Source organism: Cryptosporangium sp. NPDC048952 (assembly GCF_043197895.1).
In the GTDB taxonomy this organism is placed as follows: Bacteria; Actinomycetota; Actinomycetes; order Mycobacteriales; family Cryptosporangiaceae; genus Cryptosporangium.
The window spans coordinates 870,292-885,435 of record NZ_JBICTY010000003.1 but is presented as its reverse complement, the minus strand read 5'-3'; the positions used below and the strand labels follow the sequence as shown (position 1 = coordinate 885,435).

The following is a 15,144-nucleotide window of genomic DNA, read 5'->3' as shown; positions in this document are numbered from 1 at the left end:
CGGAGCCGCGGGCACAGCCGGAGCCGCGGGCACAGCCGGAGCCGCGGGCACAGCCGGAGCCGCGGGCACAGCCGGAGCCGCGGGCACAGCCGGAGCGGCAGGCACAGCCGGAGCCGCGGGCACAGCCGGAGCCGCGGGCACAGCCGGAGCCGCGGGCACAGCCGGAGCCGCGGGCACAGCCGGAGCCGCGGGCACAGCCGGAGCGGCAGGCACAGCCGACGCGGCGCGGCCCGCCTGTGTTGTGGGCGCGGAGGTGGTGATGTGTGCGGCCGGCGCGGTCGCGGCGGACGGAGCGGGGTTGGCCAGGCCGGTGGAGAGGGCGGCGAAGGCCTCGTCGACCAGGGCGAGGAGCGGGCGACCCTCGCTGCCGGTGGCCCAGCGCATCATCGCGACCCGAAGGGCGCTGCCCGCGGCAACCGCGAGCAGCAGCGGGTAACCGTCGGCGGACGACTCACGCCGCGGCGCCGACCCGGCGCCGGACGACTCGGCGCCGGACGACTGAGCGCCGGACAGCCGGGCGGCGGACGGCTCGGCGGCGGACGGCTCGGCGGCGGACGGCTGGGCGGCGAGGCGTTCGGCCAGGGCTTCGGCGAGGGCGAGCTCGGCGGCCGCGCCGGTCTCGACCAACCGCGCGAGCATCGCGGGATTCCTGCTGCACACGGTCATCCGCAGCTTGAGCCGCTCCGCGTCGGACTCGAGCTCCACCGCCTCGTCGCGGTAAGCCGCCCACACGATGTCCCACACCGGCCGATCCGCCGGCGCGCCGACGATCGTGCTCCGCACCCGGTCGGTCCCGTCGAGCATCGACCCGAAGACGGCGTCGTCCTTGGTGGCGAAGTAGTTGAAAAACGTCCGCGGCGAAACGTCAGCAGCAGCACTGATCTCTTCGACCGTCACCTGGTCGAGCCCGCGCTCAGCCACAAGCCGCAACGCCGCGTCAGCCAACGCGGCACGCGTCTGCTGCTTCTTCCGCAGTCGGAGACCCTCGCTCTGCACGCCCCCACCCTAGACTCAACTTGCAGCCCCTGCAAATCTTTATCCTCTGCACTATTGCAGTACCTGCATCAGAAGAACCCGCGCAATACCGGAGCCAGCACAGCGGCACCGACGTCATGGGTCTGATCGGGCAGCGTCCGACGGCGGGCATCGAGCAACACCCCGGCCAGCGCGTCCGCAGCGCTCCCCATCCACTGCGGGCTCGCTCCCCCGTCGAGCACCAGCACAGGCACCGTCACCGCGGCCCAACGGTGCAGCGGCAACGCCCCACCCGAGCCCGTGCCCTCCAACAGCGCGATGTCGTACGCAAGCGTGTGCGCGACGCTCTCCATCGCCGCCCACCCAGCCGTCTCCTGCATGCCACGAACGGCCTCCAACGGCAACCCCACCGCCTCGGTGAGGAACAGCTCCACCGCCCCGTCACGCTGATCGGTCATCACCAGCCGCTCGAGGCGCGGCTGCAGGTCCTCGGCAATCGGCTTCCGGCTCCCGTCGACGACGAACGGCGGTTCGTACACCGCGACGGCGTTCACCGCGGGCCGACGCGCGGCGGCGTCGAGCGCAAGCGCGGACCCAGACGACATCCCGTAGAGCGCCGCGGTGCCGCCCGCGTGCGCCACCAGCGCGGCGATGTCGTCGATCTCGCGCTCCGGCGTGTGCGGGGTGGAGCCGGGCCCGCTGTCGCCGCGACCCCGGCGGTCGTAGTGGTAGACGGTGTGGTCGTCGGCGAGCAGGCGGGCCAGTTCGGCGGTACGCGGGTCGATGGCCCGGAACTGGAACGCGCCGCCCACCAGGATCACCGCCGGGCCCGTGCCGTAGCTGTCGAAGGCGATGGGGGTGCCGTCGGCGGAGATGACGGTGTCCATGGTCAGTGGTTCCCTTCGGTCTCGGGCACGGCATCTGCGAGCTTCGCAGGCGGATCGACCACCACCCCGACACCGCCGCGGCGCGCGTGTCGCGTTCCGGCAGGATCCGTACGTAGAGGACGTCGAGACGGGCGGAACGGCACCGACTACCCGGTGCCAGGCAGTTCCCGAGAGTTCGGAGCGAACGATGAAGTACCTGCTGCTGATCCAGATGAACCCGGCCGTGTTCGAAGCGCTGTCGGAAGACGAGAAGAACGCGGTCTTCGCCGCTCACGACGCCTTCTCGGCGGAACTGAAGGAGACCGGCGAACTGCTGGGCTTCGTCGCACTCGCCGATCCGTCCGCGTCGACCACCGTGCGGGTGCGCGACGGCGCGGTGGACGCCACCGACGGGCCGTACGTCGAAGCGAAGGAGTTCCTCGCGGGCTACTACGCGGTCGACTGCGAGACGCCCGAGCGGGCAGTCGAGCTCGCCGCGAAGATCCCGGACGCGGCCTACAACGCGATCGAGATCCGCCCGGTCATGGCCGAGGCCGGGCTGGAAATGTGACCCAATCGCCCGGCGACCGGGCCGCACCCTCCGACCGGGCCGGGTCCGGCGAGCTGGAGGACCTGCTGCGCGCGCATGCGCCGCAGGTCCTCAGCGTCCTGGTGCGCCGGCACGGACAGTTCGACGCCTGCGAGGACGCCGTGCAGGAGGCGCTCCTCGCGGCATTCCGGCAGTGGCCGACGGAGGGCGTACCGGAGAGTCCACGAGCGTGGCTCGTATCGGTGGCTTCCCGACGTCTGACGGATGCGTTCCGAAGCGAGTCGGCGCGCCAGCGCCGGGAGCTCCTGTCCGTACCGGGAGAACAGCCACCCGTCCCAACCACCGACGACACGCTCACACTGTTTTTCCTGTGCGCCCACCCCGCACTGTCGCCGACCACCCAGGCGGCCCTGACGTTGCGCGCGGTCGGCGGCCTCACCACCGCCGAGATCGCCGCAGCGTTCCTGGTGCCGGAAGCGACGATGGCGCAACGCATCTCCCGGGCGAAATCCCGCATCCGCGGCGCGGCCTTCGAGCTACCACTCGAAACCGAACGGTCCGCCCGCCTGCAGGTCGTCCTGCGCGTCCTCTACCTCATCTTCAACGAGGGCTACGTCGCGACGGCGGGCTCCTCGCTGCACCGCGCCGACCTCACCGCCGAAGCAATCCGCCTGACCCGCGCGGTCCGCGAACAAATGCCGGCCGACGGCGAAGTGGCCGGACTGCTGGCCCTGATGCTGCTGACCGAGGCCCGGCGCCCCGCGCGGCTCGGCGCCGACGGCGAGCTGGTGCCGCTCGCCGAACAGGACCGGCTGTCCTGGGACGGCGCGATGATCTCCGAAGGGGTCGTGCTGCTGACCGCGACGCTGCCCGTCGCACCTCTCGGTCCGTACCAGTTGCAGGCAGCCATCGCGGCCGTGCACGCCGAGGCCCCGTCCGCCGACGAAACCGACTGGAAGCAGATTGTCGCCCTCTACACCCTCCTGCAGCGCTTCGAGCCCGGCCCAATGGTGACGCTGAACCGCGCGGTCGCCGTGGCCCAGGTGAACGGGCCGTCCGACGGGCTCGCCATCCTGGAGTCGGTGCGCGCCGAACTCGACCGCCACCACCGCTGGCACGCCGTCCGCGCCCACCTCCTGGAGCTGGCCGGAGACGCGCCGGGCGCACGGGAGGCCTACCGCGAAGCCGCCCGCCGCACCCTCAGCCTCCCCGAGCAGCGCTACCTCACCACCCGCGCGTCCCGCCTGCTTTGAAGTACGCATTTACACCGGACGCCAGTGCACCCCTTTCGGCCACTTCGGTGGACTCGACGCGGAAGCGGGTCCCGCGTACGACCCCGTGCGTCCCGGGCGATCGCGGCCCAGCTCCTGACCTGCGTCGACGATCGCCGGGTGGCCGAGCCCGAGGGGCTCGGCCTTCAGACAAACCGGCGGCTCGGTGCCCCAGTAGCCGACGATGCGCCAGGCCGGACGGTGGAAGCTCCACCAGCGGACCCCGTCCCACAACCGCTGCCCGCGATGATTCTGCTCGGAGAATATCCGCAGCGCCCAGCCTTGCGTGGCCGATCGGTTGCGTTCGATCACCTGCGTCGGCCGTAGTCCGCGAGCCGCGAGGTTTGAAGCGTCATCCAGGTCCAGAAGCGGGACGTGATCCGCTAACCGATAGGTCACCAGCGAACAGACGCTTCCGGGCACCCCCGCAGGCCGGAACGTGTCGTCGGTCCACTCCACCTCGTCACCGAAACGCTCCCCTACTGCGCCGCTCGGCTCGAGCGCGAAGTAGAGCGTCGCGTAGTGGGTCGGATTGTCCAGGCGCCCACTGCTCTGATGAGGACTGACGTACAGAGGATGTCCCGGCGTCCCCGCAGTCGCCGTCTCGAGGTATGGGATCACCCGATAGAGCAACATGCCGCGTCCCTTGCCCGAGAATCGCGACGGCCTTTCAATTCGCAAGCAGTGACCACCGTCTGTAATGACAGCACCCGCAGATCGCTCACCCGCATCAACCCGCCCCTTCGAGTCGAAGTCGCAGCGCGGCCAGCACACCGGGCACTACCGGCCCACGACCTCCGACGGACGCATCGCATCGATATCCAGCACCGTTGCGCGGAGCATCCGTCCAACGTGCTCCCCCCGCCGTGGCGGCGTCCCGCACCACCGGGCGGCCTAGTATGAGTTCTCACCCTTCGCTCTTCTATGGTGACTGGATGTAGCCAAGCTGGCAAGCGCCATGTCAATTGCCATCGCACTTGCCAGAACAATCCGCGACTCATCAGCAGGTGAGCGCGCATACTGCTTTCGATCGCCCGCAAAATACGGGAGGCGACCGTGTCCGAGGGCCTGAGTTCCGACTCGCCGGCGCTTCGGCGCCTGGAATTGGCGGCGGCACTCCGGAAGCACCGACGGTCAGCCCGTCTGACCACGCTCGAAGTCACCGAGCAGCTCGGCTTCTCGGCGTCCAAGCTGAGCCGGATCGAGACCGGGAACCGGTCCGTCCAGCCATCCGATCTGGACAGGATGTGCCTGCTGTACGGCGTGCCCGACGACGAGCGCCAGAGACTGTCCCTCCTCGTCGACGAAAGCCGTCGCTCGAGCTCGTGGCGGCACATCGAGGCGTTCGACTTCGATCAGGTCGAGTTTGCCGAACTCGAGCAGGCCGCCAGCGCCATTGACGACTACAAGACCTCGATCATCACCAGCCTGCTGCAGACGCCTGCGTACACCTGGGCCTTCCTCCGGGTCCTCAAGCCCCAACAGCCCAGCGATCTCATCGCCGAACTCGTCGAAGGACGCATCCTGCGGCAAAAGGCCATCTTCGAACGCCCCGACCCACCCCGCCTGCACTTCATCGTCGACGAGGCGGCCATCCGACGCCGAGTCGGCGACGGAGCGACGATGCGGACCCAATTGGAGCACTTGGCGGCACAAGCCGCGAACAGACGCCTGACGCTCCAGGTGATCCCGTTCGCCGCCGGAGCACACCCGGCGATGGACAGCGTCTTCACCATATTGTCGTTCGCGCACTCGGTCCGCGACCGCGTCTATGTCGACGACCTGCAAGGCAATACCTACCTCACCACGCCGAGGGATCTGGAGCGCTATCGGGTGACGTTTGCACGGCTGCGGGAGATCGCGCTGAATACGAACGACTCCCGCAGCCTGCTACTCGAAACGGCCGAATTTCACGACTCAGCGTGATCGGAAGTCTCCACGCTTCGCAGCAATAAGGAATTGACTCCACACGTCACGCGAATGCGACAAAACAACACCGGCGGTGTCGCGCATCAGCACCGAACCATCGGGCAGTGTCGCTACTTCTACGCAGCTGGAGTGGGCACAGTGGGTTGAACGCCTCCACGAGGCCATAGCCGAAACAGCGGGCACGCCCACTCCGACGGGACCATCGACAACCCTGGTGACCACTATTTCTCCTCATGAAGTCCGATAGCTCGAATACTGGACAAACGCGCCTATCTTGCCACTTTTAAGGCACGGAGTCACGTCGAAGATCGGCCTTCGGGCGGTTGTGTTCCTCGGCCATCGCTGCCGGGTGGGGGCGAGCGCCAACCTAACGCATCACAGTGGACGGCGAACGTCGCGCTTAGGACCATCAGGAACGGCCTGCTCACCGCCGCCGACCTTGAAGGAGTCCTGTTGCAGATCGGCGATGAAGGCCCGCCACTGCGGCCGAGTGAAAGCCAGGCGGATCTTCGAAACTCCGCCGCGCATCAGAACCTGATCCCCAGAGCAGGCCACCTCAATACAATTGCTATGGGCGCATGCGGACGACTTGACCCAGGCGAGTCGACCATCGGACATTTGCTCCACGGCAGCCTCCCGAAAAGTCCACCAAGGGCGCTTCTAGGACTTGTCAATAGTCCGCATTTCACCCAGATTAGAGCAGCGACTCGTCTCCAGTCATCGAAATAACGCGAACCAGGCGGAGGCCAACGAATGCGCTTTGGGAGAAAACGCCGAACGGGCCGGGGAGTCCTTTGACGTCCCCGGCCCATGGCTTCTGACACGATGATCGCCCGATCACCCGACGCGCACGATCAACTACCTGACGCAACCACTGTCACCGCGCCGACATGTACGCCGTGAACTCCTCGAGCGAAATCTTGCCGTCCCCATCGGCGTCGACGCGCGCCACCGCGGCCAGCGCGTCCTCCTCGCTGATCGGGTCGCCGAGCACCCCCGTCACCTGCACCAGCTCCGAGGCCGAGATCAGACCGTCGTTGTCCAGGTCGATCAGGCTGAATGTCGTCGAGTAGTCAGTCACGAGGCACAGACTGACACACGGAATCACCGCGACGCCGTGGAGTCCCGCATCGACTTGAGCATCTTGAGCTGCTCGTGCACGGTGCCGTCGGCCTCGAGCAGGCGGTAGCCGTACTGGTGGGCCGAGATCCCGGCGGACGGGCGGTAGGCGGTGTAGACCGTGCCCACCTGCACCTGCGGGTACTGCGCCGCGGCGAGCTTGAACGAGCGGACCATGAAGTCACCGGCGATGTGGTCGTTGGCCACACCGAACAGCCAGGTCTGCTTGATGCCGGTGTTCGCGTGCACGGACGTGCCGAACTCGGTCCACCAGATCGGCTTGGTGCCGTCGCCGTGGGCCTTCATCGCGGCGATGACCGCCGGCATGTTGGTGATGCGCGACTTGCCGCTGATGTCGGTCGACTCGGGAGCCTTGGTCTGGTTGCCCTGGTAGGGGTGTACGGCCATGATGTCGAACGCACCCTTGGCGCCGGCGGCGTAGGCCTGCTTGATGAAGACGTCGTCGGTCTGCGCGGTGCCACCGAAGATCACCGGCACGGACTTGTTACCGGCCTTGATGCCGGCGTACGACGCCTTCAGCACGGCGACGAACTTCTTGACCCGGGCGTTGGCGTCGGCGACACCGGTGAACTCGACCAGGTTCGGCTCGTTCCAGACCTCGATGCCCGCGATGCGCGAACCATAGGTCTTGGCCATGAACGTCATCCACGGCTTGATCGAGTTCGGGTCGGTCGGCAGCTGCATGAGGTTGCTGCCGGTGCCCGGGCGGGCCCACTCCGGCGACTGGTGCAGGGTCAGGAAGACCTTCAAACCCTTCGCGCGGATCCTGTCGATCGCGATGTTCAGACGCTTGTTGTGCCACGAGTTCGCGTCCGGCGCCGCCTTGGTCGGCTGGCTGGCCGACCAACCCATGTCGACGCGCACGATCTGCACCTTGTTGGCGGCCAGCGCGTTGAGGTGCTTGTCGAACATCGCGTTCGGCTTCTGACCGTCCCAGTACATCTCCCACATCGCGTGCATCTGCACGCCCAGCTGTGGAACCTTGGTCTGGGTAACGGCCGGCTTCGCGGCAGCGGCCACAGCGGCCGCGGTCTTCTTCTTTTTCTTCGCCGAGGCATCGGCGGTGGGCTTGGTGGTCATCGCCGTGGTCGCCGCCTGCGCGGTGCCGCCGATGGCGCCTCCCACCAGGCCACCCACGGCCATGACGGCGGCTACCAGCTTCAGCTTCATCCTCGCCCCTCAATCATCCCTTTTGACTGCCTCTTGCTAGACAACGTCGGCAGTTTCGGGTGCGAGGAGAGGAGCTCGACGGGAGTAGGACGGTTGCCGGTCCGGCAGCCCCGCCCGGAGGGTGCGAATTCGGTGCGGGAAAGGTGCGGTTACCGCGATTCGACGGTCAGCGTGACGTCGTAGCTGTCGGCCTGCTGGACCGTGAGCGTCAGCTCCATGCCGTCGTCGGACGCCCGTGCGGTGCACAGGGGGAACGCGCCGGTCCGGTTGCCGCTGGGTCGGCAGTCGCCGTCCACACCCGGGTCCGACCAGCCGGCGGCCTCGATCGACTTCCGCAGCTCGCCGGCCGTCGGCGCCCGCTCGGCCTGCCAGCGCCGCACCGACATCGGGCAGCCCGGGTCGAGGCAACCGGCGCCGGAGCGGTCCTCGATCTCGACCTGCCACCATCCGGCCAGCGGCCGGTAGCGGTTGGCCGCGGAGACGACGTCCGAGTCACCGCCGCCGCCGAGCGTGAACACCGCACCACCGACCCCGACAGCCACCACGGCCATCGACGTCGCCGCCGCGAGCATCCACGCCCGATACCGCGGTTCCGCTTCGATCGCGTGTCGCGCCTGGCTCATGCTGTCTCCTGCCCCCGCTCCGCGTCACTCGTATAGCAACGTCTCTTCAATGAGTTACGTAACGAACGCGCTGGGTGTTCATTGCGGTCTTCAGATTCGTCGCGAGCGTCGGTGGCGACCACCCCGGCCGTGCCCCAGCACGCGGATCATCAGCGTGCCGCCGGTTGCCAGGAGCAACCCCACTGCCACCCCCACCAGCCCTTTCGTCAGCCGAGGCTCGGCAACACCCCCCGCCCGACTGGTCCCTGCGACCACGAGCCCCGTCGAAGCCGGTACCGCCGCGAACCGCGACGACCCGACTCCACGCGGCGCCGCCACCTCCGGCTCACTGCTGCCGAACTCGTTGATCGCCTCGACCGTCAGCTCGGTGGTGCGATCGGGAAGCCTCGGCAGATCGGCCTGCCGCGCCGACCCCGGCAGGTGGGCGAGCAGCCGCCCGTCCGCATCGTGGATCCGCCACGCGTCGATCCGACCGGTATCGGCAGCCGGGCTCCACTGCACGACCGCCCCGTCGGGCTCGTGCGCCGCGCGCACGGTCACCGTCGCGGGTCCGGTCGGCAGCTGCCGCGCCAGCCCCACCCGGTCCACGTGCACGCTCGCGACCGCCTCCGTGCCGCTCACCTGCACCCGCGCCCGTCCGGCGAACGGTTGCGCGTACGTGTGCTCCACCGTCGGCTGCGTCGTCGTCCGGTCGGTCGTCCCGTCGCCGTCGAAATCCCAACGGTAGCTGCCTTCCGCCCCGCCCACGACCGCGAACGTGACCGAACTTCCCGGCCGCGTCCAGTACCCGTCGATCGCCAGCGCCGGTCCGCCGCTACGCGGCACGCTCGTACCCGACGCAGGTGCTCCACCTCCCGTTGTCGCCTCCGGCGATATCGACGCCACGGAACTGGACGCAGAGGGACGATCCCCGCCGCCAGCGGGCACCCCCACCCCAGGCGACCCCGCCGCAGCGGGCGCCCCCGCCCCGCTCGACTCCGCCCCGCTCGACTCCGCCCCGCTCGACGCGGCGGTCGACCCCGCCTCCGGCAACCCCGCCCGCGGCAACCCCGCCCGCGGCGACGCGGACGGCGTCGGCTCGTCCGCCCCTCCCCCGCCGGGACCGCCGGGTTCCCCTGCACCGCCGGAGCCGGCGTGCGCACTGGGGGCGGCGTGAGTGCCGGAGTCTGCGGGGACGCTGGGGGCGCCAAGGGCGCTGAGGGCGGCGCGGACTGCGGTCGCTGCCTCGGCCGCGGCCTGGTCCACCGCTCGGCCCGGCTGGGCGTAGCGGCCGTGCGTGGAGTGCAGGAAGTCGGCGAGGTTGCTGTTGCAGATCGGGTCGTCCCGGTCGCACCACGAGCCCGTGCGCTTCGCCAGGTCAGCGGGCACGTACGGCGTCCGTGCATCGAGGATGCCGTTGTCGGTGTAGCAACTGGCCGACCCCCGGCGCCACGGCGACAGCGACTTCCCCCGGCACCCCACCGGAAAGATCCCGCGCCCCTCGGGCAGCGACAACTTCGGGTCCCCGAAGAGCCCGACGAACGCGATCCGGTCCCGGACCTCCCGGCTCAACCCGGTCACCGTGTCGCCGACGACCTGCGCACCCTGCGAATAGCCGCTGAGCACGATCCGCTCGGTCGGACACGACTCGCTCCGCTGCGCCAGGTACGCGCGCAGCTCTTTCACGCCCGCCGCCACGCTCGCCCGATAGCGGTGACCCTCGTTCCCGGTCCAGTACGCGCCGGCGTCCAACAGGTTCGCGAACGAGTCGCCGCTGTCGACACCAACGCCGACCGCCGGGTAACGCGCACCGCCGTACGCTGCGGTGCCCAGCTCGTAGGCGGTGGCCCGCACCGTCTCCCCGAGCCGCGCCGAAAGCGCGCTCAGGAACGCGACGCTCTCGCGCTGCGCGAGCCGCTGACCCGAACCGCGGGCGAACACGACCGCCAGATCGCCGCAACCAGGGCTCCCGGCGGCCGCCGGCGCGGACCCGCCGACGAGCGCCGCGCCGGCCAGCAGGACGACGACGGTCAGCGCCCGGAGACGCCAGGGATGAGGGGAGAGCTGTGACACGACCTACCTGTGTTCGCCGAGGGGTGGCTAACGGAATAGGTGGGCCGGTTGGCCAGGGAATTACCCAACCGACCCGCGGCAGCTTATGGCGCTCGGACCGGCACCCGCCCCGGCATCCGTTCCCCTGTTCGGCGCGGAAAAAGGCCACCGCCGATCTATTCCGTACCGGCCCGGACGGAGGATGGGCGCACGTCCGAACGCCCGTTAGCTGCGGAAAAATCCAGCCAAACAGTCGACATACGCAGGGTGATCACTCGACCACTGGTAACTCAGCGCAATTTCCGGCAATTATTTTCCGCGGTCACTGCAGTCACAGCAGAATCGTCGAGCTCACGCATTTGAATAGCCGGGAATTGCAATTCTGCGGGGTCGCGCCCGACGCTGCACCCCGGCCCCGTCCGACAGCCGGCAGACCGCGCCGGGAGAAACGTTCAAGCCCCCGGGCTCCCTGCCGATCTGGCCGAAGATAGGAACCCGGCGTTCCCGAGGGGCTCTCATGTCGTACCGCCTGGTGACCCGTAGCGACTTCGACGGCCTGGTGTGCGCGGTGCTGCTGCGCCAGCTCGACCTCGTCGACGAGATCACGTTCGTGCACCCGAAAGACGTCCAGGACGGCACGTTCGAGGTCAGCGACCGGGACATCCTCACGAACCTGCCGTACGCGCCGGGCGCGCACCTGGTCTTCGACCACCACCACTCCGAGACGCTCCGCATCAGCGGTGACGCCGAGAACCACATCATCGACCCGGACGCGCCGTCCGCGGCCCGGGTGGTCTACGACTACTACGGCGGCAACGAGCGGTTCTCCACGGTGTCCGACGAAATCATGGACGCTGTCGACCGTGCCGACTCCGCCCAGTACGACATCAAGGAAGTGCTCGACCCGACCGGCTGGACGCTGCTCAACTTCCTGATGGACAGCCGCACGGGCCTCGGCCGGTTCCGCCAGTTCCGGATCTCGAACTACCAGCTGATGATGAAGCTGATCGACGCCTGCATCGAGCACCAGGACGTCGAGGACATCCTCGATCTCCCTGATGTCGCCGAGCGGGCCGACCTCTTCAACGCCCATCACAAGTTCTTCGTCGACCAGCTCAACCGGGTCGGCACGATGCACGGCGACGTCGTGGTGCTCGACCTGCGCGACGAGGAGACGATCTACGCCGGGAACCGCTTCCTGGTGTACGCGCTGTACCCGCAGGCCCGGGTCTCGATCCACGTCATGTGGGGACGTCAGAAGCAGAACACCGTGCTCGCGGCCGGCAAGTCGATCCTCGACCGCACCTCGCCGGTGGACATCGGCTCCGTGATGCTGAAGTACGGCGGTGGTGGCCACGTCGCGGCCGGTACGTGCCAGGTGCCCCACGAGGATGCCGAGCGCGTGCTCGCCGAGGTGATCGACGCGGTCAGCGCCCCCCGGACCGTGTCCGTTTAGGCAGCACAGTGGTCTAGACGGCCTCCCCCACGACGAATTCGCGGCGAGACGCCTCGGGGGCGGCGAACGCCAGCAGGTCGGCGCCCTCGGCCTCGATCGCTCTCCGGTCGGCGCCCGACCAGGGCGCCAGCGGCCGCACGGTCAGCGTGACGCCAGCGCGCTCACGGGTGACCAACCAGACGCCTCGGACCTCGCCGTCGATCAGGATCGTGCCCGGCAGCACCCCGTTCTTCGTGAACGTGCGCTCGCGGGCCACCGCGGTCTCCGGCGTTTGGAACCGGGTGCGCTGCGCGTAGGACAGGTGCAGGTTGTCGAAGTCGTAGAGGAACCGCACCGGTGCCGGGGTGTCCTCGGGTGGCCGGGGTGCGTCAGGAAGGTCGAATACTTCCGCCCCCTCGTCGTCTTCATGCACGACCAGGTCAGGACGCAGCCGCTCGAAGACCTCACGCAGCCGGGTCAGACCCGACCAGACCTGCGCGTCCTTCACGCCCGCCGGGCCGAACGCCGCCAGGTAGCGCAGCACCAGATCGTCGACGCTCGCCGCGGGCACCTGCGTATCGAGCCACGCCTCGGCCGTGGTGTGCGCGATCGGGCCGCTGATCGGACCGGCCTCACCCCAGCTGCCGCGCGGCGGAACCTGGATAAGCGTCAGGTAGCCGCGCACCGCGTACGACAGCGCGTGCGGATCGTGGGCGGGCCAGCGCTCCGCGAGGCGCTTCTCCAGGGCCGCGAACGTCATCGGCTGCTCCTCGAGCACCGCGCGACCCAGAGCGGTGAGCTCCTCCAGATCGACACCCTCGAGGCGCCGCCGGTACTGGGTGAGCGAGGCCCTGACGATCATCGGCTGCAGCACCGGACGCCAGGCCAGGCAGTCCCGCGCCGACACCAGGTGGATCGTGGCGCGTTGCAGCGCCAGCCGGACGATGCGCCGCTCGGTGAGCGCGGCCGAGACGTCGACGGCGGTGAGCCCGGCGACCCGGGCCCAGAGCCCGTGGTACCAGGAGTGCGGCGTCTGCGCCTGCAGGCCCGCGAGGCGCTCCACGACGTCGTCCACCGGCAGGTCGACCCGTTCGAGCAGGAACTGCCGGGCGAGCGTGGCCCGGTTCAGCGCGCGCCGCGAAAGCCTCATGGCGAGACCGTAGCGGCCGCCTCCGACACTTATTGGGGCGCCAGCGTCGACAGGAAGATCCGGTCGATGTCGCCGCCGCTGTCGGCGCGGTAGGCCTTCCCGCCGACCGCGGTCGTGATCACCCGCAGCTCGTTGAGGTCCGCGTCGCTGCCGAAGCCGATCGCGATCACCTGCACCGGGCGGTCGGGTTTCATGACCTGGCGCAGCCGCTGCACCAGCTGCGGCCGGGTCAGGCCACCCTTTTTCTCGTTCCGGCCGTCGGTGAGGATCACCAGCAGGTTGAGCCGCCCGGGCTGCCAGTGGCCCTGCACGTACTGGTACGCGGCCAGCGTCGTGTCGAACAGACCGGTGGCGCCCTTCGGTGTCAGGTCACGGCGGATCGCGGTTTCCAGCGCGGCCCGGCGCGGCGTCTTGTCGGGCAGGGCGCCGCTGATCGGCCCCAGCGGAACCAGCTGCCGGTAGTCCTTGTTGCCGTTCTGCTTCTCGGAGAACCTCCACAGACCGACGCTGGACTCCGGGCTGAACAGCGCCACGGCGCGCAGGCACGCCTCCTGCACGACCCGGATCCGCGTCGAGCGGCCGTCCGGTGCGGGGTCGGTCATCGAACCGGACGTGTCGACGGCGGCCAGCACGTTGGACTTGCGCTGCAGCGCCGACCAGAACACGACGGTCTTCGTCATCGCCTCGTTGGACGGCAACCCGCGGGCGTCGTCGGAGACCACGCCGCCCATCCCCAGTACCGGCTGCAGGTCACGGGCGTAGCGGGTGGTGCGCTCCGGGTCCCGGAAGCCGGCCCGCCCGTACGCCTTGCGCCCGGCGTCGCTCTGGAGCGTTTCGAGGAAGCTGGCGGCGATCTGCTGCCGGATCGGGTCGACCCACGAGGCCGCGAGCGTCACGTACGGGTAGTCGGCGAAGACCGTGCCCTCGGCCGGCTGCACGGCTGCCAGCGGAACCACCGGGCTGGCCCGGTCGTACGCGGCGACCTGCTGCTCGGTGGCCGGGAACAGCCCGGCCCCGGCGAGCAGCGCCGCCGCATCGGGCATCTCGCGCAGCCGGGCGAGGAACGCCGCGGACGTCGGCTGGTCGAGCGTGTTGGCGCGGGAGAGCATCAGCGCGTTGTGCAGCTCCTCCTCGCTGACGTCGCCGTTCATGTCCGCATCGACCACGGAGAGCAGGGTGCCGAGAGCGGCGGTGGACTGGCGCGGATCACCGACACCGAGGCGCAGCGTGCCCCACTCCGGGCGCCCGTAGTCGCTCCAGGTACCGCCGTTGATGCGCTGCAGCCCGAGTTTCGTCCAGGAGATCTGCTGCTTGGGCCAGCCGAGCGCGCTGGCCATCGGCCGCGGCGCCGCGAGCACGATCGGCGAGGACGCCACACTCGGCCGGTTGTACGCGAACAGCCGGTTCATTCCGGGCCGGGTGGCGGTGCTGGCGATCCACGTGGACGAGTCGGGCATCCAGACGTCGACCCGGTTGTTCGCGGCCGCGCTGTTCTGACTCGGGGACAGTGCCTGGCCGACCGCCGCCGACTCCTGGCCCCGGACGAGGATCGTGCCGCAGTGCCCGTCGAAATTGTGGTCCTCGCGGGCCCACGCGTCGGACAGTTCCCGGACGACGCTCTGCTGATCCGGGGACGTGACGACGGAGAGCTCCACCGGGTCGCCGGTGCATTCGCCGGAGCGGCGCACGTACACGAACGTGAGCGCGCCGAAGACGAGCGCCAGCACGATTGCACCGGCCAGCCAGGGCCGTGCCCACCAGCGACGTCCGCCGGGGCGGGAAGCAGCTGCCCCGGACGCCTGTTGGCGGAGAACCACCGCGGTGCGGTGCCGACCACGCGCCATGAGCGGGAAGGTACCCGATCAGCTCGCACCGGGACCAGCGCGCTACCGAACGGAGATCAACCACTGAAATAACCAACGGAAACAGGGGCAACTTCATCGTCTGTAACTCCCGGGTCGCACCGGAGTCGGTAGGCTCCGAGCGCCAACAGCGAGCTATCGG

General features: G+C 69.3%; 15 protein-coding genes. 4 read left to right on the top strand and 11 right to left on the bottom strand.

Translation table 11 applies throughout. The features are described from left to right. Together ACGFY5_RS20170 and ACGFY5_RS20165 are read right to left on the bottom strand one after the other, a co-directional pair. On the bottom strand, positions 1 to 996 hold a 996-nt coding region (locus ACGFY5_RS20170), incomplete at its 3' end, for a TetR/AcrR family transcriptional regulator (RefSeq protein WP_392721775.1). A gap of 68 nt (positions 997 to 1,064) precedes the next feature. After that, positions 1,065 to 1,862 (bottom strand): alpha/beta fold hydrolase, encoded by a 798-nt coding sequence (locus tag ACGFY5_RS20165; protein ID WP_392721774.1) that lies wholly within the window; start codon positions 1,860 to 1,862, stop codon positions 1,065 to 1,067. Positions 1,863 to 2,049: 187 nt separating this feature from the next. Between ACGFY5_RS20165 and ACGFY5_RS20160 the strand changes: the two genes are divergently transcribed. Both ACGFY5_RS20160 and ACGFY5_RS20155 read left to right on the top strand, forming a co-directional pair. Then, on the top strand, positions 2,050 to 2,412 hold the full coding sequence (locus ACGFY5_RS20160) for a YciI family protein (protein ID WP_392721773.1): 363 nt from the start codon (positions 2,050 to 2,052) through the stop codon (positions 2,410 to 2,412). Next, positions 2,409 to 3,644 (top strand): RNA polymerase sigma factor, encoded by a 1,236-nt coding sequence (locus ACGFY5_RS20155; RefSeq protein ID WP_392721772.1) that lies wholly within the window; start codon positions 2,409 to 2,411, stop codon positions 3,642 to 3,644. The genes ACGFY5_RS20160 and ACGFY5_RS20155 overlap by 4 nt, the downstream gene beginning before the upstream one ends. A 9-nt stretch (positions 3,645 to 3,653) precedes the next feature. On the opposite strand, the gene ACGFY5_RS20150 is transcribed toward ACGFY5_RS20155, so the two are convergent. After that, positions 3,654 to 4,298: an RES domain-containing protein gene (locus tag ACGFY5_RS20150; protein ID WP_392721770.1), complete on the bottom strand. Its 645-nt coding sequence runs from the start codon at positions 4,296 to 4,298 to the stop codon at positions 3,654 to 3,656. 420 nt (positions 4,299 to 4,718) lie between these two features. Here ACGFY5_RS20150 and ACGFY5_RS20145 point away from each other — a divergent pair, with 420 nt between their 5' ends. Continuing rightward, positions 4,719 to 5,588 (top strand): helix-turn-helix domain-containing protein, encoded by an 870-nt coding sequence (locus ACGFY5_RS20145; protein WP_392721769.1) that lies wholly within the window; start codon positions 4,719 to 4,721, stop codon positions 5,586 to 5,588. On the opposite strand, the gene ACGFY5_RS20140 is transcribed toward ACGFY5_RS20145, so the two are convergent. The 6 genes from ACGFY5_RS20140 to ACGFY5_RS20115 form a co-directional block, all read right to left on the bottom strand. Next, positions 5,580 to 5,756, bottom strand: a complete 177-nt coding sequence (locus ACGFY5_RS20140; protein ID WP_392722560.1) for a DUF397 domain-containing protein — start codon at positions 5,754 to 5,756, stop codon at positions 5,580 to 5,582. The two genes, ACGFY5_RS20145 and ACGFY5_RS20140, sit on opposite strands and share 9 nt — an antisense overlap. 210 nt (positions 5,757 to 5,966) lie before the next feature. Next, entirely contained in the window at positions 5,967 to 6,209 is a 243-nt protein-coding gene (locus ACGFY5_RS20135) for a DUF397 domain-containing protein (protein ID WP_392722558.1), read from the bottom strand. 259 nt (positions 6,210 to 6,468) lie between these two features. Then, positions 6,469 to 6,672 carry an EF-hand domain-containing protein gene (locus ACGFY5_RS20130; RefSeq protein WP_392721767.1) on the bottom strand — a complete coding sequence of 68 codons (204 nt, stop codon included), beginning with the start codon at positions 6,670 to 6,672 and terminating at the stop codon, positions 6,469 to 6,471. Between the two features lie 23 nt (positions 6,673 to 6,695). After that, a complete protein-coding gene (locus ACGFY5_RS20125; protein ID WP_392721766.1) occupies positions 6,696 to 7,901 on the bottom strand; it encodes a cellulase family glycosylhydrolase in 1,206 nt (401 codons plus the stop codon). 149 nt (positions 7,902 to 8,050) lie between these two features. Continuing rightward, positions 8,051 to 8,524, bottom strand: a complete 474-nt coding sequence (locus ACGFY5_RS20120) for a hypothetical protein (RefSeq protein WP_392721765.1) — start codon at positions 8,522 to 8,524, stop codon at positions 8,051 to 8,053. Positions 8,525 to 8,614: 90 nt separating this feature from the next. Then, a complete protein-coding gene (locus ACGFY5_RS20115; protein ID WP_392721764.1) occupies positions 8,615 to 10,576 on the bottom strand; it encodes a cutinase family protein in 1,962 nt (653 codons plus the stop codon). A gap of 496 nt (positions 10,577 to 11,072) precedes the next feature. Between ACGFY5_RS20115 and ACGFY5_RS20110 the strand changes: the two genes are divergently transcribed. Then, positions 11,073 to 12,011, top strand: coding sequence for an exopolyphosphatase (locus ACGFY5_RS20110; protein ID WP_392721762.1), 939 nt, complete (start codon positions 11,073 to 11,075; stop codon positions 12,009 to 12,011). 13 nt (positions 12,012 to 12,024) lie between these two features. Here ACGFY5_RS20110 and ACGFY5_RS20105 read toward each other — a convergent pair whose 3' ends face one another. Further along, on the bottom strand, positions 12,025 to 13,140 hold the full coding sequence (locus tag ACGFY5_RS20105) for a winged helix DNA-binding domain-containing protein (protein WP_392721761.1): 1,116 nt from the start codon (positions 13,138 to 13,140) through the stop codon (positions 12,025 to 12,027). A gap of 29 nt (positions 13,141 to 13,169) precedes the next feature. Further along, a complete protein-coding gene (locus tag ACGFY5_RS20100; protein ID WP_392721759.1) occupies positions 13,170 to 14,984 on the bottom strand; it encodes a substrate-binding domain-containing protein in 1,815 nt (604 codons plus the stop codon). Between the last annotated feature and the right edge of the window lie 160 nt (positions 14,985 to 15,144).

Coding starts and splice junctions, on each gene's coding strand:
- ACGFY5_RS20165 (WP_392721774.1), bottom strand. CDS start 1,862: ATGGACACCGTCATCTCCGCCGACGGCACCCCCATCGCCTTCGACAGC.
- ACGFY5_RS20160 (WP_392721773.1), top strand. CDS start 2,050: ATGAAGTACCTGCTGCTGATCCAGATGAACCCGGCCGTGTTCGAAGCG.
- ACGFY5_RS20150 (WP_392721770.1), bottom strand. CDS start 4,298: ATGTTGCTCTATCGGGTGATCCCATACCTCGAGACGGCGACTGCGGGG.
- ACGFY5_RS20140 (WP_392722560.1), bottom strand. CDS start 5,756: ATGGCCTCGTGGAGGCGTTCAACCCACTGTGCCCACTCCAGCTGCGTA.
- ACGFY5_RS20135 (WP_392722558.1), bottom strand. CDS start 6,209: ATGTCCGATGGTCGACTCGCCTGGGTCAAGTCGTCCGCATGCGCCCAT.
- ACGFY5_RS20125 (WP_392721766.1), bottom strand. CDS start 7,901: ATGAAGCTGAAGCTGGTAGCCGCCGTCATGGCCGTGGGTGGCCTGGTG.
- ACGFY5_RS20120 (WP_392721765.1), bottom strand. CDS start 8,524: ATGAGCCAGGCGCGACACGCGATCGAAGCGGAACCGCGGTATCGGGCG.
- ACGFY5_RS20110 (WP_392721762.1), top strand. CDS start 11,073: ATGTCGTACCGCCTGGTGACCCGTAGCGACTTCGACGGCCTGGTGTGC.
- ACGFY5_RS20105 (WP_392721761.1), bottom strand. CDS start 13,140: ATGAGGCTTTCGCGGCGCGCGCTGAACCGGGCCACGCTCGCCCGGCAG.
- ACGFY5_RS20100 (WP_392721759.1), bottom strand. CDS start 14,984: ATGGCGCGTGGTCGGCACCGCACCGCGGTGGTTCTCCGCCAACAGGCG.